The organism is Nostoc sp. GT001 (genome assembly GCF_030382115.1).
Classification (GTDB): Bacteria; Cyanobacteriota; Cyanobacteriia; order Cyanobacteriales; family Nostocaceae; genus Nostoc.
Map to the genome: position 1 here is coordinate 295,623 of NZ_JAUDRJ010000003.1, position 16,583 is coordinate 312,205.

General features: G+C 41.5%; 11 protein-coding genes and 4 pseudogenes. 12 read left to right on the top strand and 3 right to left on the bottom strand.

Translation table 11 applies throughout. The features are described 5' to 3' along the window. Nucleotides 1-342 precede the first annotated feature (342 nt). Together QUD05_RS03955 and QUD05_RS03960 are read left to right on the top strand one after the other, a co-directional pair. A pseudogene (locus tag QUD05_RS03955) lies at nucleotides 343-2,530 on the top strand (sensor histidine kinase). A 411-nt stretch (nucleotides 2,531-2,941) separates the two neighbouring features. After that, nucleotides 2,942-3,589 carry a class I SAM-dependent methyltransferase gene (locus QUD05_RS03960; protein WP_289794955.1) on the top strand — a complete coding sequence of 216 codons (648 nt, stop codon included), beginning with the start codon at nucleotides 2,942-2,944 and terminating at the stop codon, nucleotides 3,587-3,589. A gap of 54 nt (nucleotides 3,590-3,643) precedes the next feature. Here the strand turns inward: QUD05_RS03960 and QUD05_RS03965 are convergent, their stop codons facing one another. Then, on the bottom strand, nucleotides 3,644-4,441 hold the full coding sequence (locus QUD05_RS03965; protein ID WP_289794956.1) for a dienelactone hydrolase family protein: 798 nt from the start codon (nucleotides 4,439-4,441) through the stop codon (nucleotides 3,644-3,646). A 319-nt stretch (nucleotides 4,442-4,760) separates the two neighbouring features. Here QUD05_RS03965 and QUD05_RS03970 point away from each other — a divergent pair, with 319 nt between their 5' ends. Then, complete coding sequence (locus QUD05_RS03970; protein WP_289794957.1) at nucleotides 4,761-5,300, top strand: DUF2267 domain-containing protein; 540 nt, start codon at nucleotides 4,761-4,763, stop codon at nucleotides 5,298-5,300. Nucleotides 5,301-5,531: 231 nt separating this feature from the next. Here the strand turns inward: QUD05_RS03970 and QUD05_RS03975 are convergent, their stop codons facing one another. Together QUD05_RS03975 and QUD05_RS03980 are read right to left on the bottom strand one after the other, a co-directional pair. Next, nucleotides 5,532-7,205, bottom strand: coding sequence for a patatin-like phospholipase family protein (locus QUD05_RS03975; protein WP_289794958.1), 1,674 nt, complete (start codon nucleotides 7,203-7,205; stop codon nucleotides 5,532-5,534). A gap of 417 nt (nucleotides 7,206-7,622) precedes the next feature. Next, a pseudogene (locus tag QUD05_RS03980) lies at nucleotides 7,623-8,952 on the bottom strand (site-specific integrase). A gap of 519 nt (nucleotides 8,953-9,471) precedes the next feature. Here QUD05_RS03980 and QUD05_RS34290 point away from each other — a divergent pair. The 9 genes and pseudogenes from QUD05_RS34290 to nifW form a co-directional block, all read left to right on the top strand. Then, nucleotides 9,472-9,639 (top strand): annotated as a pseudogene (locus QUD05_RS34290) (nitrogenase molybdenum-iron protein alpha chain); the annotation flags it as partial. A gap of 242 nt (nucleotides 9,640-9,881) precedes the next feature. After that, nucleotides 9,882-11,417, top strand: a complete 1,536-nt coding sequence (gene nifK, locus QUD05_RS03985) for a nitrogenase molybdenum-iron protein subunit beta (RefSeq protein WP_289794960.1) — start codon at nucleotides 9,882-9,884, stop codon at nucleotides 11,415-11,417. A gap of 195 nt (nucleotides 11,418-11,612) precedes the next feature. After that, nucleotides 11,613-11,960 carry a Mo-dependent nitrogenase C-terminal domain-containing protein gene (locus QUD05_RS03990; RefSeq protein WP_289794961.1) on the top strand — a complete coding sequence of 116 codons (348 nt, stop codon included), beginning with the start codon at nucleotides 11,613-11,615 and terminating at the stop codon, nucleotides 11,958-11,960. A 99-nt stretch (nucleotides 11,961-12,059) separates the two neighbouring features. Further along, a pseudogene (gene nifE / locus QUD05_RS03995) lies at nucleotides 12,060-13,443 on the top strand (nitrogenase iron-molybdenum cofactor biosynthesis protein NifE). After that, the gene (nifN, locus tag QUD05_RS04000; RefSeq protein WP_289794962.1) at nucleotides 13,443-14,780 is read left to right on the top strand and encodes a nitrogenase iron-molybdenum cofactor biosynthesis protein NifN; all 1,338 of its coding nucleotides are present in this window, start codon (nucleotides 13,443-13,445) and stop codon (nucleotides 14,778-14,780) included. Before nifE ends, nifN begins: the two are co-directional and overlap by 1 nt. A 248-nt stretch (nucleotides 14,781-15,028) precedes the next feature. Further along, nucleotides 15,029-15,442 (top strand): nitrogen fixation protein NifX, encoded by a 414-nt coding sequence (gene nifX / locus QUD05_RS04005; RefSeq protein WP_012407194.1) that lies wholly within the window; start codon nucleotides 15,029-15,031, stop codon nucleotides 15,440-15,442. After that, nucleotides 15,439-15,915, top strand: coding sequence for a NifX-associated nitrogen fixation protein (locus QUD05_RS04010; protein WP_069069803.1), 477 nt, complete (start codon nucleotides 15,439-15,441; stop codon nucleotides 15,913-15,915). Before nifX ends, QUD05_RS04010 begins: the two co-directional genes overlap by 4 nt. 135 nt (nucleotides 15,916-16,050) lie before the next feature. Then, nucleotides 16,051-16,266 carry a CCE_0567 family metalloprotein gene (locus QUD05_RS04015; RefSeq protein ID WP_265270016.1) on the top strand — a complete coding sequence of 72 codons (216 nt, stop codon included), beginning with the start codon at nucleotides 16,051-16,053 and terminating at the stop codon, nucleotides 16,264-16,266. Further along, nucleotides 16,263-16,580, top strand: coding sequence for a nitrogenase-stabilizing/protective protein NifW (gene nifW, locus QUD05_RS04020; RefSeq protein ID WP_289794963.1), 318 nt, complete (start codon nucleotides 16,263-16,265; stop codon nucleotides 16,578-16,580). The genes QUD05_RS04015 and nifW overlap by 4 nt, the downstream gene beginning before the upstream one ends. Nucleotides 16,581-16,583: the final 3 nt, after the last annotated feature.

The following is a 16,583-nucleotide window of genomic DNA, read 5'->3' on the forward strand; positions in this document are numbered from 1 at the left end:
ATTTTTTTGTGTTGCGTCGGCTGCTATAACGGGGAGTTAGTAAGTTGGGCGGGCAATATCTGATTTTCCCTGCTCTTAAAGGCGAATACAGGAGAGGAAACCCCCGCAACGCATCCTAAATCTAAATGTCACTTACTAAATCGCTGGATTTAGATCCCCGACTGCTTGCAGACACCCGGAGAGTAGAAGTAGGGATCTGGGCAGCAATTTTTGCCTAAGAAAGTACCATTCCACCCTAAAGCCACCTTTGACTTGACAAAAAAATTTCAACAAATGTGAGTATGCGAACATCTTGGGAACTATAGAAGCAAATCAAATCAGCACAACTTTCAGCTTCCAGCAATGAAGACTCCCTATCTCAGCAAAGCTAAGGCGTTCCCATTACAGATTGTTCTTATTGTTCCCTTCCTTATCCAAATTTTTGCAGCGGTCAGCTTGGTAGGTTATTTGTCTTTTAAAAATGGACAAAGAGCAGTTAACGACCTAGCCGAACAGTTGATAGATCGCACCAGCGATGTAGTGGACGAACACCTGAAGTCTTATCTTGCCATTCCGCAAACCCTTAATCAGATTAACGCAGATGCTATTCGCAGGGGACTATTGGATGTGCGCAATCGCGAAACCCTTGGCAAGTATTTCTGGGATCAGATGCAGGCTTATGACCTAACTTATATTGGTATTGGGCTAACAACGGGTGAGGGGCTAGGAGCTGCTCGTTATGATGGCAAAACGATTACCATTGATGATTGGACTGCCAAGCCTCCGAATAATGTTTACACCTACGCTACCGATAATCAAGGTAATCGAACTCAGGTCAATGCTCGGTGGAATTGGCAAAATTCTACTGAATCTTGGTATACCCAACCCATCGCTGCTGGTAAACCTATTTGGGCAAAGATTGTAACTGGAAATTATCCCACCGGCCCTTACATTGCCGCCTCTGCTAGTCGTCCGATCTATGATTCGCAAAATCGCTTATTAGGAATGATTGCAACAGACATTCACCTACTAAAACTCAGCGATTTTTTACGCAGTTTGAATATTAGTCAGTCTGGGCAGGTGTTCCTTTTAGAACGGGATGGTACATTAATTGCCAGTTCCGGTACAGAGAAGCCTTTTGTCGTGGTCAATCAAGAGATCCGGCGATTGCGAGCGAGCGATAGTTCTGACCCAATAATCCAGAATGTTGCCAGACGCTTCCAAACTTCTGGGTTTAGGTCTATCACCCAAGACACAGATTTTCAACTTGAGGTTCAAGAAAAACGGCATTTTGTCAATGTTATACCTTGGCGTGACAAGTATGGCTTGGATTGGCTGGTGGTAGTAAGTGTGCCAGAAAACACATTTATGTCTCAAATTAACGCTAACACGCGCACCACGATCGCTCTTTGTTTTGGGGCATTAGTTGTTGCCTCTGTGATGGGCGTGTTTACCTCCCATTGGATTGTCCGCCCGATTCTGCGCCTGAATTGGGCAAGTGAGGCAATGGCATCGGGCAATTTAAATCAGACAGTAGAAACTAGCGGTATTCGAGAACTAAATACCTTATCTAAATCTTTCAACCACATGACACGGCAATTGCATGAATCCTTTAGTGCTTTAGAGAAAAGCAAAGAAGAATTAGAAGAACGGGTAGAAGAACGCACTACTGAACTGAAAAATATATTAGGGGAATTGCAGCGTACTCAATCTCAAGTTGTTCAAAGTGAAAAAATGTCTAGTCTGGGACAACTAGTTGCTGGAGTCGCACATGAAATTAATAATCCAGTTAACTTTATTCATGGCAACCTCGCCCATGTCCAGGAATATACTCAGGATTTATTAGCATCTGATGCAGTTGTATCAGCAATATAATCCCTACCCTGCTGCTGAAATTCAAACCGTTGCTGAAGACATCGATCTAGAGTTCTTGCAGGAAGACTTGCCAAAAATGTTGTCTTCGATGAGAGTAGGCACCGATCGCATTCGTCAAATTGTACTGTCGCTGCGGAATTTCTCTCGCGTTGATGAAGCGGAATTTAAACGCGTTGATATTCATGAAGGCATCGACAGTACTTTGATGATTTTACAGCACCGCCTGAAAGCTAAACCAGAACAACCTGAAATTGAGGTGATTAAAGACTACGGCATTATACCCCTAATAGAATGCTATGCCGGACAACTCAATCAGGTATTTATGAATATTTTAGTAAATGCAATTGATGCGTTAGAAGAAAAGAATACTAAGCTTACCTATCAGGAAATTAAGGAAAATCCTAGTCAAATTAAGATTCGCACATCGGTAGTTAATTTAATGTGGTTAGAAGTGGCGATCGCTGATAATGGAGTTGGTATTTCTCAAGAATTTCAGCAACGCATATTCGATCCTTTTTTCACCACCAAACCCATTGGCAAAGGAACCGGAATGGGTATGTCCATCAGCTATCAAATCGTCACAGAAAAACATAGCGGTAAACTGGAGTGTTTCTCAACTCCTGGAAAAGGAACCGAGTTTATCATTCAGATTCCTTTGGGGCTAAGGAATGGTTGAACGATGAATTATGGCTGAGGTTTGGGGGAACAGGAAGATATAGAGAGTTTTAGATTATACAGCATATTTCAAGTTGAAGAGGGGTGTACTTAATTGACTTGTAAAGTGCTGTAAGTAACAATACCTTTGCTAATTTCCGAACGCTTGAACAATGATTTGCTGTTTAGGGTGAATCACTCTACACGATCGCAATTTTTGATAATACACCAACCGCTCTTGTCACTTTGCTGCTCTAGATATTGTTCGGTCAAAGGATATCGGAGAATCTGTGTATTATAAAGTTATTTTGTTGGCAAGAGAATATACTATGAATTTTTTTTATTTGTCAGAGAATATACAAATTTTGGGCGCTAACAGATTATACAGTTGGACAGATAGTTAAAATCAGTAGTTCTGCTTGTTAAAAAATCTATGCAAATACATCAGGTGATTGAAACCTACGATCAGGGATCGGTGGATTATGACGCAATTATGAAGCGTTACTGGCACATCGAGCGCGAACCCTTAATTGCTTCCTTGCAGCTAAAACCAGGACAAACCGTATTGGATGCTGCGGTAGGAACTGGTCTTAATCTTCCAGCCTATCCTGAAGGTGTAAGTGTCGTTGGTGTCGATCTTTCTGAGAAGATGATGGATGAAGCACGTAAAAAGCGCGTATCCGCAGACATCACCTTCAAAGTATCGGATCTCTGCAATCTTGATTTTCCTGATAATAGTTTTGATGCAGCAGCATCAGGATTTACCCTCTGTGTCGTTAGCGATCCAGTCCGCGCCCTTGCAGAGATACTGCGAGTTACTAAGCCTGGTGCCTTGATTGCCATTCTTGATTACTGCAAATCGCAAGATCCAGAAATTCAGAAATGGCAAGAGTTAATAGCTGATAGTTCTTCACAGCTAGGCTTCCCAACTGGTAAAATCAAGTGGGATGCATTGATGGATTATGATGAATTGATTTACAACAGCAAGCTCCCCATTGAAGTGCTTGCAGACGATCGCATCGAAAATCCAAACCCGTTTTTATGTGGTTGTCAATTACTGCTTAGAAACTCAAAAGCTTAAAGGCTAAAGTATCGCACTCATTGGACAAGAGTGCGATATTGACGACAAGCCGGATTACAAGTGCTTTTGAAACAGTTCTAAAACATGTTGCCAAGCATCAGGAGCCGCTTCTGGGTTATAACTTGGGTGCTGGGCTAAAAATGGGTACTTGTCTTTAAAGAATCCGGCAAAGAATCCGTGTCCAGCGTCGTATCGAAATACACGATGATTGATTTGATGTTTCTTTAATTCTGCTTCAATTTGCTCGTTTTCTTCTTGAGAAACTAATGCATCTCTTGTACCAAAAAATGCATAAATATTACCTTTAATTTCTGAAGTACGATTAATAGTTGGAGTCTCTTCACCATAGCTAGCAGTGGTAATTCCGCCACCATAAAACGAAGCTGTGGCTTTGATATCCGGTAAAGTTGCAGCCATATAAGCAACATGACCGCCAAAACAGAAACCAATCACACCGATGGCATCATCTTTGACATTGGGTAAAGTTTTGAGATAAGTAATGGTAGCTTGAATATCGCTGAATATCTCTTGATATTTTACTTGTTGATAGTATTCCAAGCCCAATCGATAAGCTTCTGGGCTATAGCCAACATCTTCTGGACTAAAGTCAGCTTCAAAACCGGGAGCAGTACGTTGATACATGGCTGGGGCGATCGCTACATAACCTTGTTTAGCGATTAGTTCGGTGATATCCCGAATATTACTGTTGATTCCAAAAATTTCTGGAAAAACTATAACTGCGCCAAAGGTTCCATTTTGTGCTGGTTGAGCTAAGTAAGCATCGATTTCTAAGCCATTGTTAGGAACTTTGATATAGGAAGTGTGAATTTCGATGTTTGTTGTTTCTAGCATCTTTGTTTCGGCAGCTTTTATACTAACTCATCTATTTTGACTGTTTTTTGATACCAATGGGTGATGTCTACAACGAGCAAAAACACCAGGAGTATTGCTTTACTCAATAGATATGATATTTCCAGAAATTAAATATGTGTTAGCCAGAACCTTTTTAGAGGGGTAGTTCTATTACCTATATCTATGCAAATCAGATGAATTTCTAACTTTTGAATAAATGGCATCTCAAACTTCTGGATGATACTAAGGGTTTTTGATTTGTGCGACCTTACATAGAGCAAGTAGAAAGACTCAAAATTAATAACCACAAGAAAAAACAATGCCCGATCAAAGTTTTAGAACAAACATTCCAGAAGTTGACCCAACGGAGATTGAAGATAATCGAACTGCGATCGCAGACGAACATCGCTCATTTCTAGAAAAAGTCCAGGTCAAAGCTGGATTTGCAGATCCTTATGATGCAAGAGACTTTACCGAAGTTGTGTTTCGCGTGATGCGCGACTTAATGACCACAGAAGCTAGCGATCGCGTCGAGGCAGAACTGCATATAGAGGCAGTGCCTACCGATGAGAAAGCACTCCAGTTTGAAGTGTCCGATCTCTGGAAAGACACCAACCCCATTGTGGGATTTTTGAGCCGGGTTCGTCCACCCTGGAAAGGCCTGGGTATCTTTAATATCGATTCCGATCGCTTCTTGTTCCGAGTTGCTAATGAAAGTGGAATGCCGCGATCGGTCGAACGAGAGCAAGCCGTTAAAGCAGTGTTTTCTGCCACCAAAGACGAACTTTCCGAGGAGCGGATTCAGGAAATTGCTAGCTGGCTACCTGATTATGTACGTCAGCTTTGGGAACAAGCTTAATTAGAAGTATAAAAAAGTAAAGTCTGTTTGCGAGTAGCGATCGCAAACAGACTTTTCATATAATAGATTTACTGATTTATAACTCAATACAGTTCAGTGAAGCATCTCTTTCTTCTCTCTGCGTTCTCTGCGCCTTGGGGGTTCGTTAAAAAAACGACTTTGGTAACAGAGTTTTAGCCTTAACTGAACTGTATTGATTTATAACTGCGTACATTAGATTTGTTAACCGTATTAATCTTTAAGATTAAGAATATTTTGTTGTAACCAAAATCTAAGTATGCCTTTTAAAACTAGCTTTGTTAAGGGTTTTCCAATATAAATCCTTGCATTCAGTTTAGTTGAACTCCATAGCTTAAATAAAGGAGAACCATTATTTATCCGATCAAGCGGTTCTAGCCTATCATTGATAAGATCAACAAGCGATTCTAAGCGGAAGGTTAACTGATCTAGAATTTTATTGCGTGTCTCTTTGTCTACTTCTGCCATTAACCTTCGTAATTCTACAAGCTGGTCCCGTTTTTTTAGTTCATTATCTTTTAGTTGTTTTCCTTCTTCTGAACGTGGTTTTGCTAATTTACTCAATTCTTTTTTTGCGTCATCCCAACTATCCAACTCTTTACCAGCAATCTTACAATTAACTATCCACTCAAGAGGTGGCATTTTATTCAGTTCACGCTTGAGTAAATCTTGGAGTTGACTTTTAGCTTCAGGATTAGACAGTTCATACTGAGTACGTTCACGACCAATATTGTAATCATAAGCCCGGAATTTCTTTTCGAGAAACCCAGCAAAGGCTGAAAAGACATCCCCAATTAACTCAAAGTCATGAGCTGTAATTGAGAATACTGGAGCATTCATTTCTTCCATAATCCAATCTTGGAAGCGAGATTGGTGAAAAATTGAACTCAACAATGCAACTCCAGTCACTAAGAGATCGTCATCTTTTTTTATAAAAGGATTATCGGGTAATTGGCGTTGACCTGGTGCAATATAAAGGTAATACCTCTTATTAGATGAATCTTGATTCTCATCAATTTTATCAACGAGTAGTTTAGCCATACCAATAGGCTCATTTTCAAAAACACCACCATCTGTGTACAGGTACTTATCATCCCGATGATGACGTTTACCAAATCCACCAAAACGTTGAATTTTTCTAAGTCGAAAAGCAAAAGGAAATGCACCCGATGAAAGACCTACTTCGCGCAACTCAGTCCAGTTAGTATCTCTAAGTTTTTGCCATTTTACTGTCTCTTGTTTGGTTTCTAGATTTCTTGTAGTTTCTCGGTCTATTTCATCAAGCGTTACACTACCTGATGGATCGCGGCGAGCTACACAAACAAATTGATCTTTATAGCGGGTATATGCAAACTCTTGTATTCCTTCTTTCTGGCTTTTCTTTGAACGATCATAATCAGTTGAAAGAGGGAAAGTATAGCCAGACAAGTTGGACATAGCTATACTCACGTAAATTTGAGACGCAGATGCTGGATGCTTTTCGTTGAATTTGGGATTATCTTGAAGGTATTTCTTCCCAATGTCTTCGACAACTTTTGTTTGTAGAAGTGAGTACTTTTGACAATCTTTTTTAACATCAATTAGTTGGCGAATATCAACTTCATCGACCCATGTATTATAAAGTGGATTATTATATGGTTTTCGTAGAGACTGGTCTTGATTAAAGGGTGCAGTCTGATCGCCACAAAGAAGATGTTGGGCTAAAATACAAGCGGTCATCCCACCCGCCGAAGCACCTGCGATCACATCAATTTCAATGCGATCTTCATTATTATTTATAGATTCATTATGTCTAGCGATCGCTTCAAGAATTTCATACATAACGCCAGCTTCATAACTGCCAAGTGACACCGCTCCACTGATAACAATGGCAAGCTTTTTGGGCATTTATTTCCCTCTAATTTAATATCTAAACTAAATAAACAGAGCTTATATATGCTTTCTTTGGGCAAATACATAATTTTATCTCCGTATATTTTCTGATGATATCAAAAAAAACTTTTTTTGGAATACTCATATATTAAGAAATAATACATGAGTATTGATGAAGTTTATTTTGCTAATCATTGCGATTACATCCACTATAATCCTGTGCGGCATCAGCTTTGTGAATTCGCACAGCAATGGGTTTTTTCGAGTATTCATCGTTTTATTGAGCAAAAGATTTACCTCTTAGATTAGGGTGGTGATGGTTAGGTTCCGCTTTCGTCGGATATTTGGAATGTTTGAGATCATGCATGGTGCGTTGCGCTTTGCGACAACGCACCCTACATTGGGGATGCGATCGCTAAGTATCAATAATATTTAACTATATTTATAAGCCAACTCCATCTTCAACTTCTCAATCTCCAACTTCAAACTTTCATTCTCCATCCTCAACTTAGCATTTTCCTCTCTAATCAACTCCACTTCATTCTTTTTACTCAACGCTTGATTAATCGCCAACTTCCGCATATCTAGCGAGAACCAACGCTGATAAGTTTGCGTATGAACTTGCACACTATGCCCCAAATTATCCGCCGCAGCTTTAATTGGTATTCCCAAAATATGCGCCCGAATTGCCCAAGCGTGACGTAAATCATAAGGTTTAAAATCTAATCCTATCTTGCGAAACCACCAACTAACTCGCTGTGTTAACGCCGTTATCTCCGCATGATTAGTGTTATCTTTTTTAGCGATCGCACTCCTCAACATCTCTAAATATTTCGGATTTCTCAAATCAAAATCCTCAATCCATTGCCGATGTAATGGTAATGCTTGTCTTTCACCAGTTTTAGAGTCTTTATGAACTTTCCATGTCAAATCTATATTTTCTTGACTCAACCACCAATCAATATCAGGATTAATAAAAAGTTCCCTTGGACGTAAACCGAAAACTGCTAACATACCATACGTCCAGCGCCAAAGTTGCCAACTATCTTGAACATTTTGATTAACTTGATTCCCTCTATTATTCAGATAATCTTCAAACTTGAGAATTCCATCAGCTATTTCCGCATCTGTAGGGATAGTGCGGGAACTATTCTCAGGCATTTTGGAATATTTAGATAAATCGATTTCGATATTGAATGTCACACAAAATGCTGCGATCGCTCTAGCTGCATTATACTTAGCCCATTCTTTATCGATTTGCTCAATTGAACTTATCAAATTTTCCGCAGTAGCTAAATCTTGAGGATTCGTAAATCTCTTGGTACGGGAAAAGTAATAAAAAAAAGTATGTTCGCTTTTAGTTGTACGTTTGTGAGTTTTAAAATACTCTTCTTCAAACTTTTCAAGTAATTCCCCTATAGATTGGAAATCTTTTCTAATTGCTTCATTTCCTAAATACTTATCATTCCATTCAAAAGTTTTACGCGCAATTAACTTTCCTAACTCATAAGCTTCTTCCTCAGCCGTCTTGAGTCCATCCAAGTTAGCGGGAATATTCAAACTGAGATTATATTGTTTTCTCCCAGTACCATTACTATCTTTGTCTCCCGGTTTAATTGGTAACGTCGCTCGTAATTGCAGACTTCCATTCGATTCTCTAATTGTCACCTTTGCCTTTGCAGACTTCAAACGCAGATTAACTTTCTCTAATTCCAATAGTACTTTTGTTTTCATCGTGCGTTCTTTGTTGCTGTGATTGCAGAGATAAACATAAACATCAGGCGGTGTTGCATATTTGTGGGATGGGCATCTTGCCCGTCCCTTGTATTTCCAGGCGGGCAGGATGCCATTAGTGTCAACTTAAGGTTAAAACCCATTTGTCAACGATAGGTTTTGTTAGGAACGAAGTATAAAGGTGAACTTTTTCTGACTTCTATACACAAGCTGGGAGTGATGCTAATAAACAAAGCATTAATAGTCCCTGAAAAAGTTCGTTTTTTGTCCCTTGAAAACCGAATTTTTAAGCCTAAATACTTATTGACATAGTAAGTTTGAGCTTAGCTTGACACCAATGGCAGGATGCCCACCCTACAAAAATCATCACTTTATTCAGCAACGCCTTGGCTCAGGACAACATTTAGATGATGCGTGAGTCCTGAACCTGATTATGCATCGCTGTTTTTAGCCTATATTTAGGCTAAAAATAAATGTGTTATCAACGAACAATGCTTATCGCTGACACTGTTTACTGCAAACATTAGACAGTTAAAAAGAATTAAACCACCAAAAGGATTACTCCGGCCCTTATCACGGTTATGACGGCTTTGCCATCTTCGCTCGTGATATGGACTTGGCACTCAACAGCCCAACTTGGTCATTAATTGGCGCTCCTTGGAATGAAAAAGCTCAGGCTAAGAAGGCTGAAGCTAAGGCTAAGGCTGCCGTTTAGGGAAATGGGAGAGTGAGATAAGTAAGGATAACCTGGGGCTAAAACCCCAGGGGGAAGTTGGGAATCCAAAATTCAAAATTGAAAGATTAAAAATTTATTTTGATTTTTGCATTTTGAATTTTGAATCATATTCCCACTCCCTTGTAGAGACGCGATGAATCGCGTCTGTAACGAATTAATCGCGTCTCTATCCCACTCACACCTCAATTAGTAAAGAATTCAGTAAGCTTGGAGATCCAGAAATGCCTCAGAATCCAGAAAAAATTCAAGACCACGTCGAGTTATTCCACCAGCCTGAGTACCAACAGCTATTTGAAAACAAAAAGCAGTTTGAAAACGGTCACGACCCCGAAGAAGTAACACGGGTTGCAGAGTGGACAAAGGGTTGGGATTATCGTGAAAAGAACTTCGCTCGTGAAGCTTTAACCGTTAACCCTGCTAAAGGTTGTCAACCATTGGGAGCAATCTTTGCTGCTGTTGGTTTTGAAGGTACTCTACCTTTCGTTCAAGGTTCTCAAGGTTGCGTTGCTTACTTCCGCACCCACTTAACCCGTCACTACAAAGAACCATTCTCTGGTGTATCTTCTTCAATGACTGAAGATGCAGCCGTGTTTGGTGGTCTGCAAAACATGATTGACGGCTTGGCGAACTCTTACCAACTCTACAAGCCCAAAATGATCGCTGTCTGCACCACCTGTATGGCAGAAGTAATTGGTGATGACTTACAAGCCTTCATCAACAACTCTAAGCAAGCTGGTTCAGTTCCTCAAGATTTCCCAGTACCTTACGCTCACACCCCTAGCTTTGTCGGTTCCCACATCACTGGTTACGACAATATGATGAAGGGAATTCTTTCTAACTTGACCGCAGGTCATAAGAAAGAAACCAGCAATGGTAAAATCAACTTCATCCCAGGTTTTGATACCTACGTAGGCAACAACCGCGAACTCAAGCGGATTGCTTCTTTGTTCGGCTTTGACTACACAATTCTAGCCGACAACAGCGACTACCTCGATTCACCAAACACAGGTGAGTTCGATATGTACCCAGGTGGTACAAAGCTAGAAGATGCAGCAGATTCAATCAATGCGAAAGCTACGATCGCTCTGCAAGCACACTCTACACCAAAAACCCGCGAGTACATCGAAAAAGAATGGAAGCAACCAACCTCAGTTTCCCGTCCTTGGGGCATTAAGGGTACTGATGAGTTCTTGATGAAACTCAGCGAATTGAGCGGTATCCCCATTCCTGAAGAATTGGAAATCGAACGCGGTCGTGCAGTTGATGCCATGACTGACTCTCACTCATGGATTCACGGCAAGCGCTTCGCTATCTACGGCGAACCAGATTTAGTATACAGCGTAGTTGGCTTTATGCTAGAAATGGGTGCTGAACCTGTGCATATCTTGGTTCACAACAGCAACGAAGTATTTGAAGCAGAAATCAAAGAATTGCTTGCTTCTAGCCCCTTCGGTCAACATGCAACTGTTTGGCCTGGTAAAGACTTGTGGCACATGCGTTCATTGTTGTTCACCGAACCAGTAGATTTCTTAGTTGGTAACACCTACGGTAAGTACCTGTGGCGCGACACCAAGATTCCCCTCGTGAGAATCGGCTACCCCATCATGGATCGCCACCACTTACACCGCTACGCCACCATTGGTTATCAAGGCGTGATCAACCTCCTCAACTGGACTGTAAACACCCTGTTTGAAGAAATCGATCGCAACACCAACATTCCTTCTAAGACAGATATTTCCTACGACTTGATTCGTTAGAAATTGCGTAGAAACACAACGTGTTAATTAAAGGGTGAAGAAGGGGAGTAGGGAGTAGGGAATAGGGATTGGGGACTGGGAACTAGGGACTGGGAAAACACCCAATGCCCAATGCCCAATACCTAATTCCCGATGCCCAATCCCCAATCCCCAACTCCCCTTTTTCTTGATAGCATTTACCCAAGGAATTTATAGATGGAAACCATCAATCACACTCACGAACATACTCACACTCATCCTCATCCTAATTACCATCCACCTAATCAGAAAAAACCAGGATGGTTCCACAATATTCTGAATCCGTTGCGTAGTGTAGTGGATGGAATTCAGGTTAAAAATAATCGCATCGCTCATCTAATTTGCCAAACAATTCCTTGTTGTTGTCCCTTTGAGCGACAAATTAAATTATTTGGGAAGACTATTGATATCCCACCACTATGTAAACTCAATCCTTTATATGACGAATTTGTAGGATTGCGTTTCCGCGCTCTATCTTACCTCGCTGATGTATGTGGAGAGGATGTCACAAAATACATTTGTTAGTCATTAGTCATTGGTCATTAGTCATTGGTCATTGGTCATTAGTTGTTAGTTATTCAAAGGACAAATGACAAATGACAATTAACAATTAAGAGAAGAGAGATGAAAAGCACCCAAGGCAAAATCAACGAGCCTGCTGACTGAGACAGGATGCGAACATAATCAGCACAAACAAGCGGAAAAGAAAAACAAATCATGCGCTCAACAGGCACAACCTGGCGCGGCTCAAGGGGGCTGTGCCTTTGATGGTGCAATGATTGCTTTAGTGCCGATCGCAGATGCAGCGCATCTAGTCCACGGGCCGATCGCCTGTGCTGGTAATTCCTGGGGCAGTCGTGGTAGTCTGTCGTCTGGCCCGCAACTCTACAAAATGGGCTTTACGACTGACTTGGGTGAAAATGATGTCATCTTTGGTGGCGAAAAGAAGCTCTACAAAGCGATTCTGGAACTCAAAGAGCGTTACCAACCAGCAGCAGTATTCGTCTACGCCACTTGTGTTACAGCCTTAATTGGCGATGATATGGATGCTGTCTGCAAAGCGGCGGCTGAGAAAATTGGTATTCCTGTTGTTCCCGTCATTGCCCCAGGATTCATTGGCAGTAAAAATCTGGGCAACCGTTTTGGTGGTGAAGCTTTATTAGAATATGTTGTCGGAACAGCAGAACCGGAACATACAACGCCCTATGATATTAACTTAATCGGTGAATACAACATCGCCGGGGAAATGTGGGGAGTAACACCACTGCTAGAAAAATTAGGCATCCGTATTCTGTCTAAAATTACGGGCGATGCTCGCTACAATGAAATTCGCTACGCCCACCGTGCCAAGCTCAACGTCATGATCTGCTCACGAGCGCTGCTCAATATGGCAAGAAAGATGGAGGAGCGTTACAACATCCCTTACATTGAAGAGTCTTTCTACGGCATCGATGATATGAATCGCTGTCTGCGAAACATCGCCGCTAAATTAGGCGACGCTGATTTACAGGAGCGGACAGAAAAGCTAATTGCAGAAGAAACGGCTGCTTTAGATTTGGCATTAGCTCCCTATCGCGCTCGACTCAAAGGTAAGCGAGTTGTTTTATATACTGGTGGTGTCAAGAGTTGGTCGATTATATCGGCTGCTAGAGACTTGGGTATTGAAGTTGTTGCTACCAGTACTCGGAAAAGTACTGAGGAAGATAAAGCCAAAATCAAGAAGTTGATTGGCAACGATGGCATCATGCTGGAGAAAGGCAACGCTCAAGAATTGCTACAACTGGTTAAAGACACTCGCGCAGATATGCTGATTGCTGGTGGACGTAACCAATACACAGCTTTGAAAGCTCGGATTCCTTTCCTTGATATCAACCAAGAACGCCACCATCCTTATGCAGGCTATGTAGGAATGATTGAGATGGCGCGGGAACTGTACGAAGCTTTGTATAGCCCGATTTGGGAACAAATACGCAAACCCGCTCCTTGGGAAGAAGAGGAGGAAGTTTAATGGCGATCGTTACCGCTTCTAACAAAGCACTGACAGTTAATCCCCTCAAGCAAAGTCAAGCTTTGGGTGCAACCTTAGCCTTTTTGGGATTGAAAGGGACAATGCCCTTATTCCACGGATCTCAAGGTTGTACTGCTTTCGCTAAAGTTGTGCTAGTGCGGCATTTCCGGGAAGCGATTCCCCTTGCTACGACGGCGATGACGGAAGTTACCACTATCTTGGGTGGTGAAGAGAATGTGGAGCAAGCAATTCTCACTCTGGTGGAAAAGGCTAACCCGGAAATTATTGGTTTATGTACCACTGGGTTAACAGAAACTAGAGGCGATGACATTGAAGGATTTCTTAAGGAAATCCGCGATCGCCATCCAGAATTGAATGATTTAGCGATCGTTTTTGCACCTACTCCAGATTTTAAAGGTGCGTTGCAAGATGGTTTTGCTGTTGCTGTCGAAAGCATCGTTAAGGAAATTCCTCGCGCGGGTGGACTCAGAACTGAACAAGTCACGATTTTGGCGGGTTCTGCTTTCACACCTGGGGATGTACAGGAAATCAAAGAGATGGTAACGTCCTTTGGACTAGTGCCGATCTTTGTACCTGACCTTGGCGCTTCTCTAGATGGACATTTAGAGGATAATTATAGTGCGGTTACAGTCAGTGGAACTACCTTAAAACAGCTACGAGAAGTCGGTAGTTCTGCCTTTACCCTGGCATTAGGTGAAAGTATGCGGGGGGCTGCCAAGATTCTGGAAGAACGCTTTGGCACACCTTATGAGGTGTTTGGCGAACTAACAGGATTAGAACCAGTAGATGAATTTATCCAAGCATTAGCGATTCTGAGCGGTAATAGCGTACCCGAAAAATATCGCCGCCAACGTCGTCAGTTGCAAGATGCAATGTTGGACACTCACTTTTACTTCGGTGCAAAACGAGTTTCTTTAGCATTGGAACCAGACTTGTTGTGGTCAACAGTGCATTTCCTGCAATCGATGGGTAGTCAAATTCATGCTGTGGTGACAACCACGCGATCGCCTCTCTTAGAAAAACTCCCAGTTAAAAGCATTACCATCGGCGACTTAGAAGACTTTGAGAGTCTAGCTGGTGGTTCAGATTTGCTGATTGGTAACTCGAATGTGGGTGCGATCGCAAAACGCCTCTCAATTCCTCTTTATCGTTTAGGATTGCCCATTTATGACCGCTTAGGTAATGGTCAATTTACCAAAGTTGGCTATCGAGGCACGATGGAGCTTTTATTTGGTATCGGCAACCTGTTTTTAGAGGCAGAAGAAGCGAGAGTTAAACAGTTCCAAGAGTTCGGAACTGTGAGCGCTGAGTTTTGAATTCTTCTTCAAGAATTCAGGAGTCAGAATTCAGAATGCGTTTCAGAAAGAGTCAAACCTGCCACTGATGGTTTGCATTTGGCATTTCCATAGGAAAAACCACTAAATATGCAGATTTAGTTCTTACTCCTGAATTCTGAACGGTAGTTGCTCTACTTGGGGAGACCCCAAGACCGCACTACCTCCTCCTGACTCCTGAATTCCTTTTTCCAAATTCAAAATTCAAAACTTTAGAGAGGAGAATTACAATGAAAATAGCCTTCACGACGAGCGACCGAGTTCATATTAACGCCCACTTTGGATGGGCAAAAATGATTGATGTTTACGAAATTACCGATGAGGGATATCACTTCGTAGAAACCCTCACCTTTGAAGGCGAACTCAAAGAAGATGGTAACGAAGACAAAATCACCCCAAAACTTGAGGCAATAGGTGACTGTACGATTGTTTACGTAACAGCAATTGGTGGTAGTGCCGCCGCTCGGTTAATCAAGAAAGGTGTCACCCCAGTGAAGGCGCGATCGGAAGAAGAAGAAATTAGTGAAGTGCTAAATAAGCTAGTGAAAACCCTCAAAGGTAATCCTCCACCTTGGTTGCGTAAAGCTTTGCAGCCAAAAACCACAAACTTTGCTGACGAAATTGAAGACGAAGCAACAGTATGACCGCAAATAATAGTGTGAACGGAACCGCTACAACTGAAGTCTTGAACTCACCTTTTCTGAAGGTATTAATCAAACAAATCCGTGGTCAAGACAGTTATGGAGTTTATCGTACTTGGTCGGATGAATTGATTCTCAAACCCTTTATTGTCACCAAACAAAAGAAACGGGAAATCTCCGTTGAGGGCGAAGTTGATCCGGTAACTCAAGCCCGGATTATGGCATTTTTTCGGGCTGTAGCGGCTGGGATTGAACAAGAAACAGGTTTAATATCCCAGGTTGTAGTTGATTTGAGCCATGAAGGATTTGGCTGGGCCCTAGTCTTTTCTGGTCGTCTTTTGCTAACCGTGAAAACCCTGCGAGATGCCCATCGCTTTGGCTTTGACTCAGTAGAGAAATTAGCAGAAGAGGGAGAAAACTACGTCAAAAAAGGTCTTGATTTGGCGAAACGTTTTCCTGAAGTTGGGAAAATTTAAATAGTTAGGAGTGAGGAGTTAGGAGTGAGGAGTTGAATTAACTATTAACTGATAATTCATGATCTACAGTTCCTGATTTATAACTCATAACTCATAACTTCTAACTCCTAACTTTTAGAAAAGGAGTGGCTGATTGTGCAAGCAGAAGAAACGAGTATTGAGGAACTACAAGGACAAATCAGACGGCTCAACAGTAAAGCAGGTCAAATGAAAATGGATCTGCATGATTTAGCTGAAGGTCTGCCAACAGATTACAAACAACTTATGGATGTTGCCGCCGCAACTTATGAAATCTATCGCCAGTTAGATGAACTTAAGCAACATCTGAAACAATTGGAGAATGCTAAATGACTGGAACTATGGATGAATTCAAGAAGCTCGTAGATGCAGAAGAATTTTTTCAATTCTTTAATATGTCCTACGACTTAGAAGTTGTGAATGTGCATCGTCTACATATTCTGAAAAAGTTTTCTCAACACATGCAGGAAATTGATGATAATTCTCCTGACTTGAGTCAAGAAGAGAGACTAAATCAATATTCTTTGGCTTTGCAAAAAGCTTATCAGCTATTTATCGAATCGACAGCTTATGAACAAAAGCTGTTCAAAGTGTTTAACGACAAGCCGAAAAATGTAGTCACACTGACAGAAATCACTTCTGATTAGGAG

Bases quoted from the DNA above. Each gene is read 5' to 3' on its own strand.
- QUD05_RS03960 (WP_289794955.1), top strand. From the start codon at position 2,942: ATGCAAATACATCAGGTGATTGAAACCTACGATCAGGGATCGGTGGAT.
- QUD05_RS03965 (WP_289794956.1), bottom strand. From the start codon at position 4,441: ATGCTAGAAACAACAAACATCGAAATTCACACTTCCTATATCAAAGTT.
- QUD05_RS03970 (WP_289794957.1), top strand. From the start codon at position 4,761: ATGCCCGATCAAAGTTTTAGAACAAACATTCCAGAAGTTGACCCAACG.
- QUD05_RS03975 (WP_289794958.1), bottom strand. From the start codon at position 7,205: ATGCCCAAAAAGCTTGCCATTGTTATCAGTGGAGCGGTGTCACTTGGC.
- nifK (WP_289794960.1), top strand. From the start codon at position 9,882: ATGCCTCAGAATCCAGAAAAAATTCAAGACCACGTCGAGTTATTCCAC.
- QUD05_RS03990 (WP_289794961.1), top strand. From the start codon at position 11,613: ATGGAAACCATCAATCACACTCACGAACATACTCACACTCATCCTCAT.
- nifN (WP_289794962.1), top strand. From the start codon at position 13,443: ATGGCGATCGTTACCGCTTCTAACAAAGCACTGACAGTTAATCCCCTC.
- nifX (WP_012407194.1), top strand. From the start codon at position 15,029: ATGAAAATAGCCTTCACGACGAGCGACCGAGTTCATATTAACGCCCAC.
- QUD05_RS04010 (WP_069069803.1), top strand. From the start codon at position 15,439: ATGACCGCAAATAATAGTGTGAACGGAACCGCTACAACTGAAGTCTTG.
- nifW (WP_289794963.1), top strand. From the start codon at position 16,263: ATGACTGGAACTATGGATGAATTCAAGAAGCTCGTAGATGCAGAAGAA.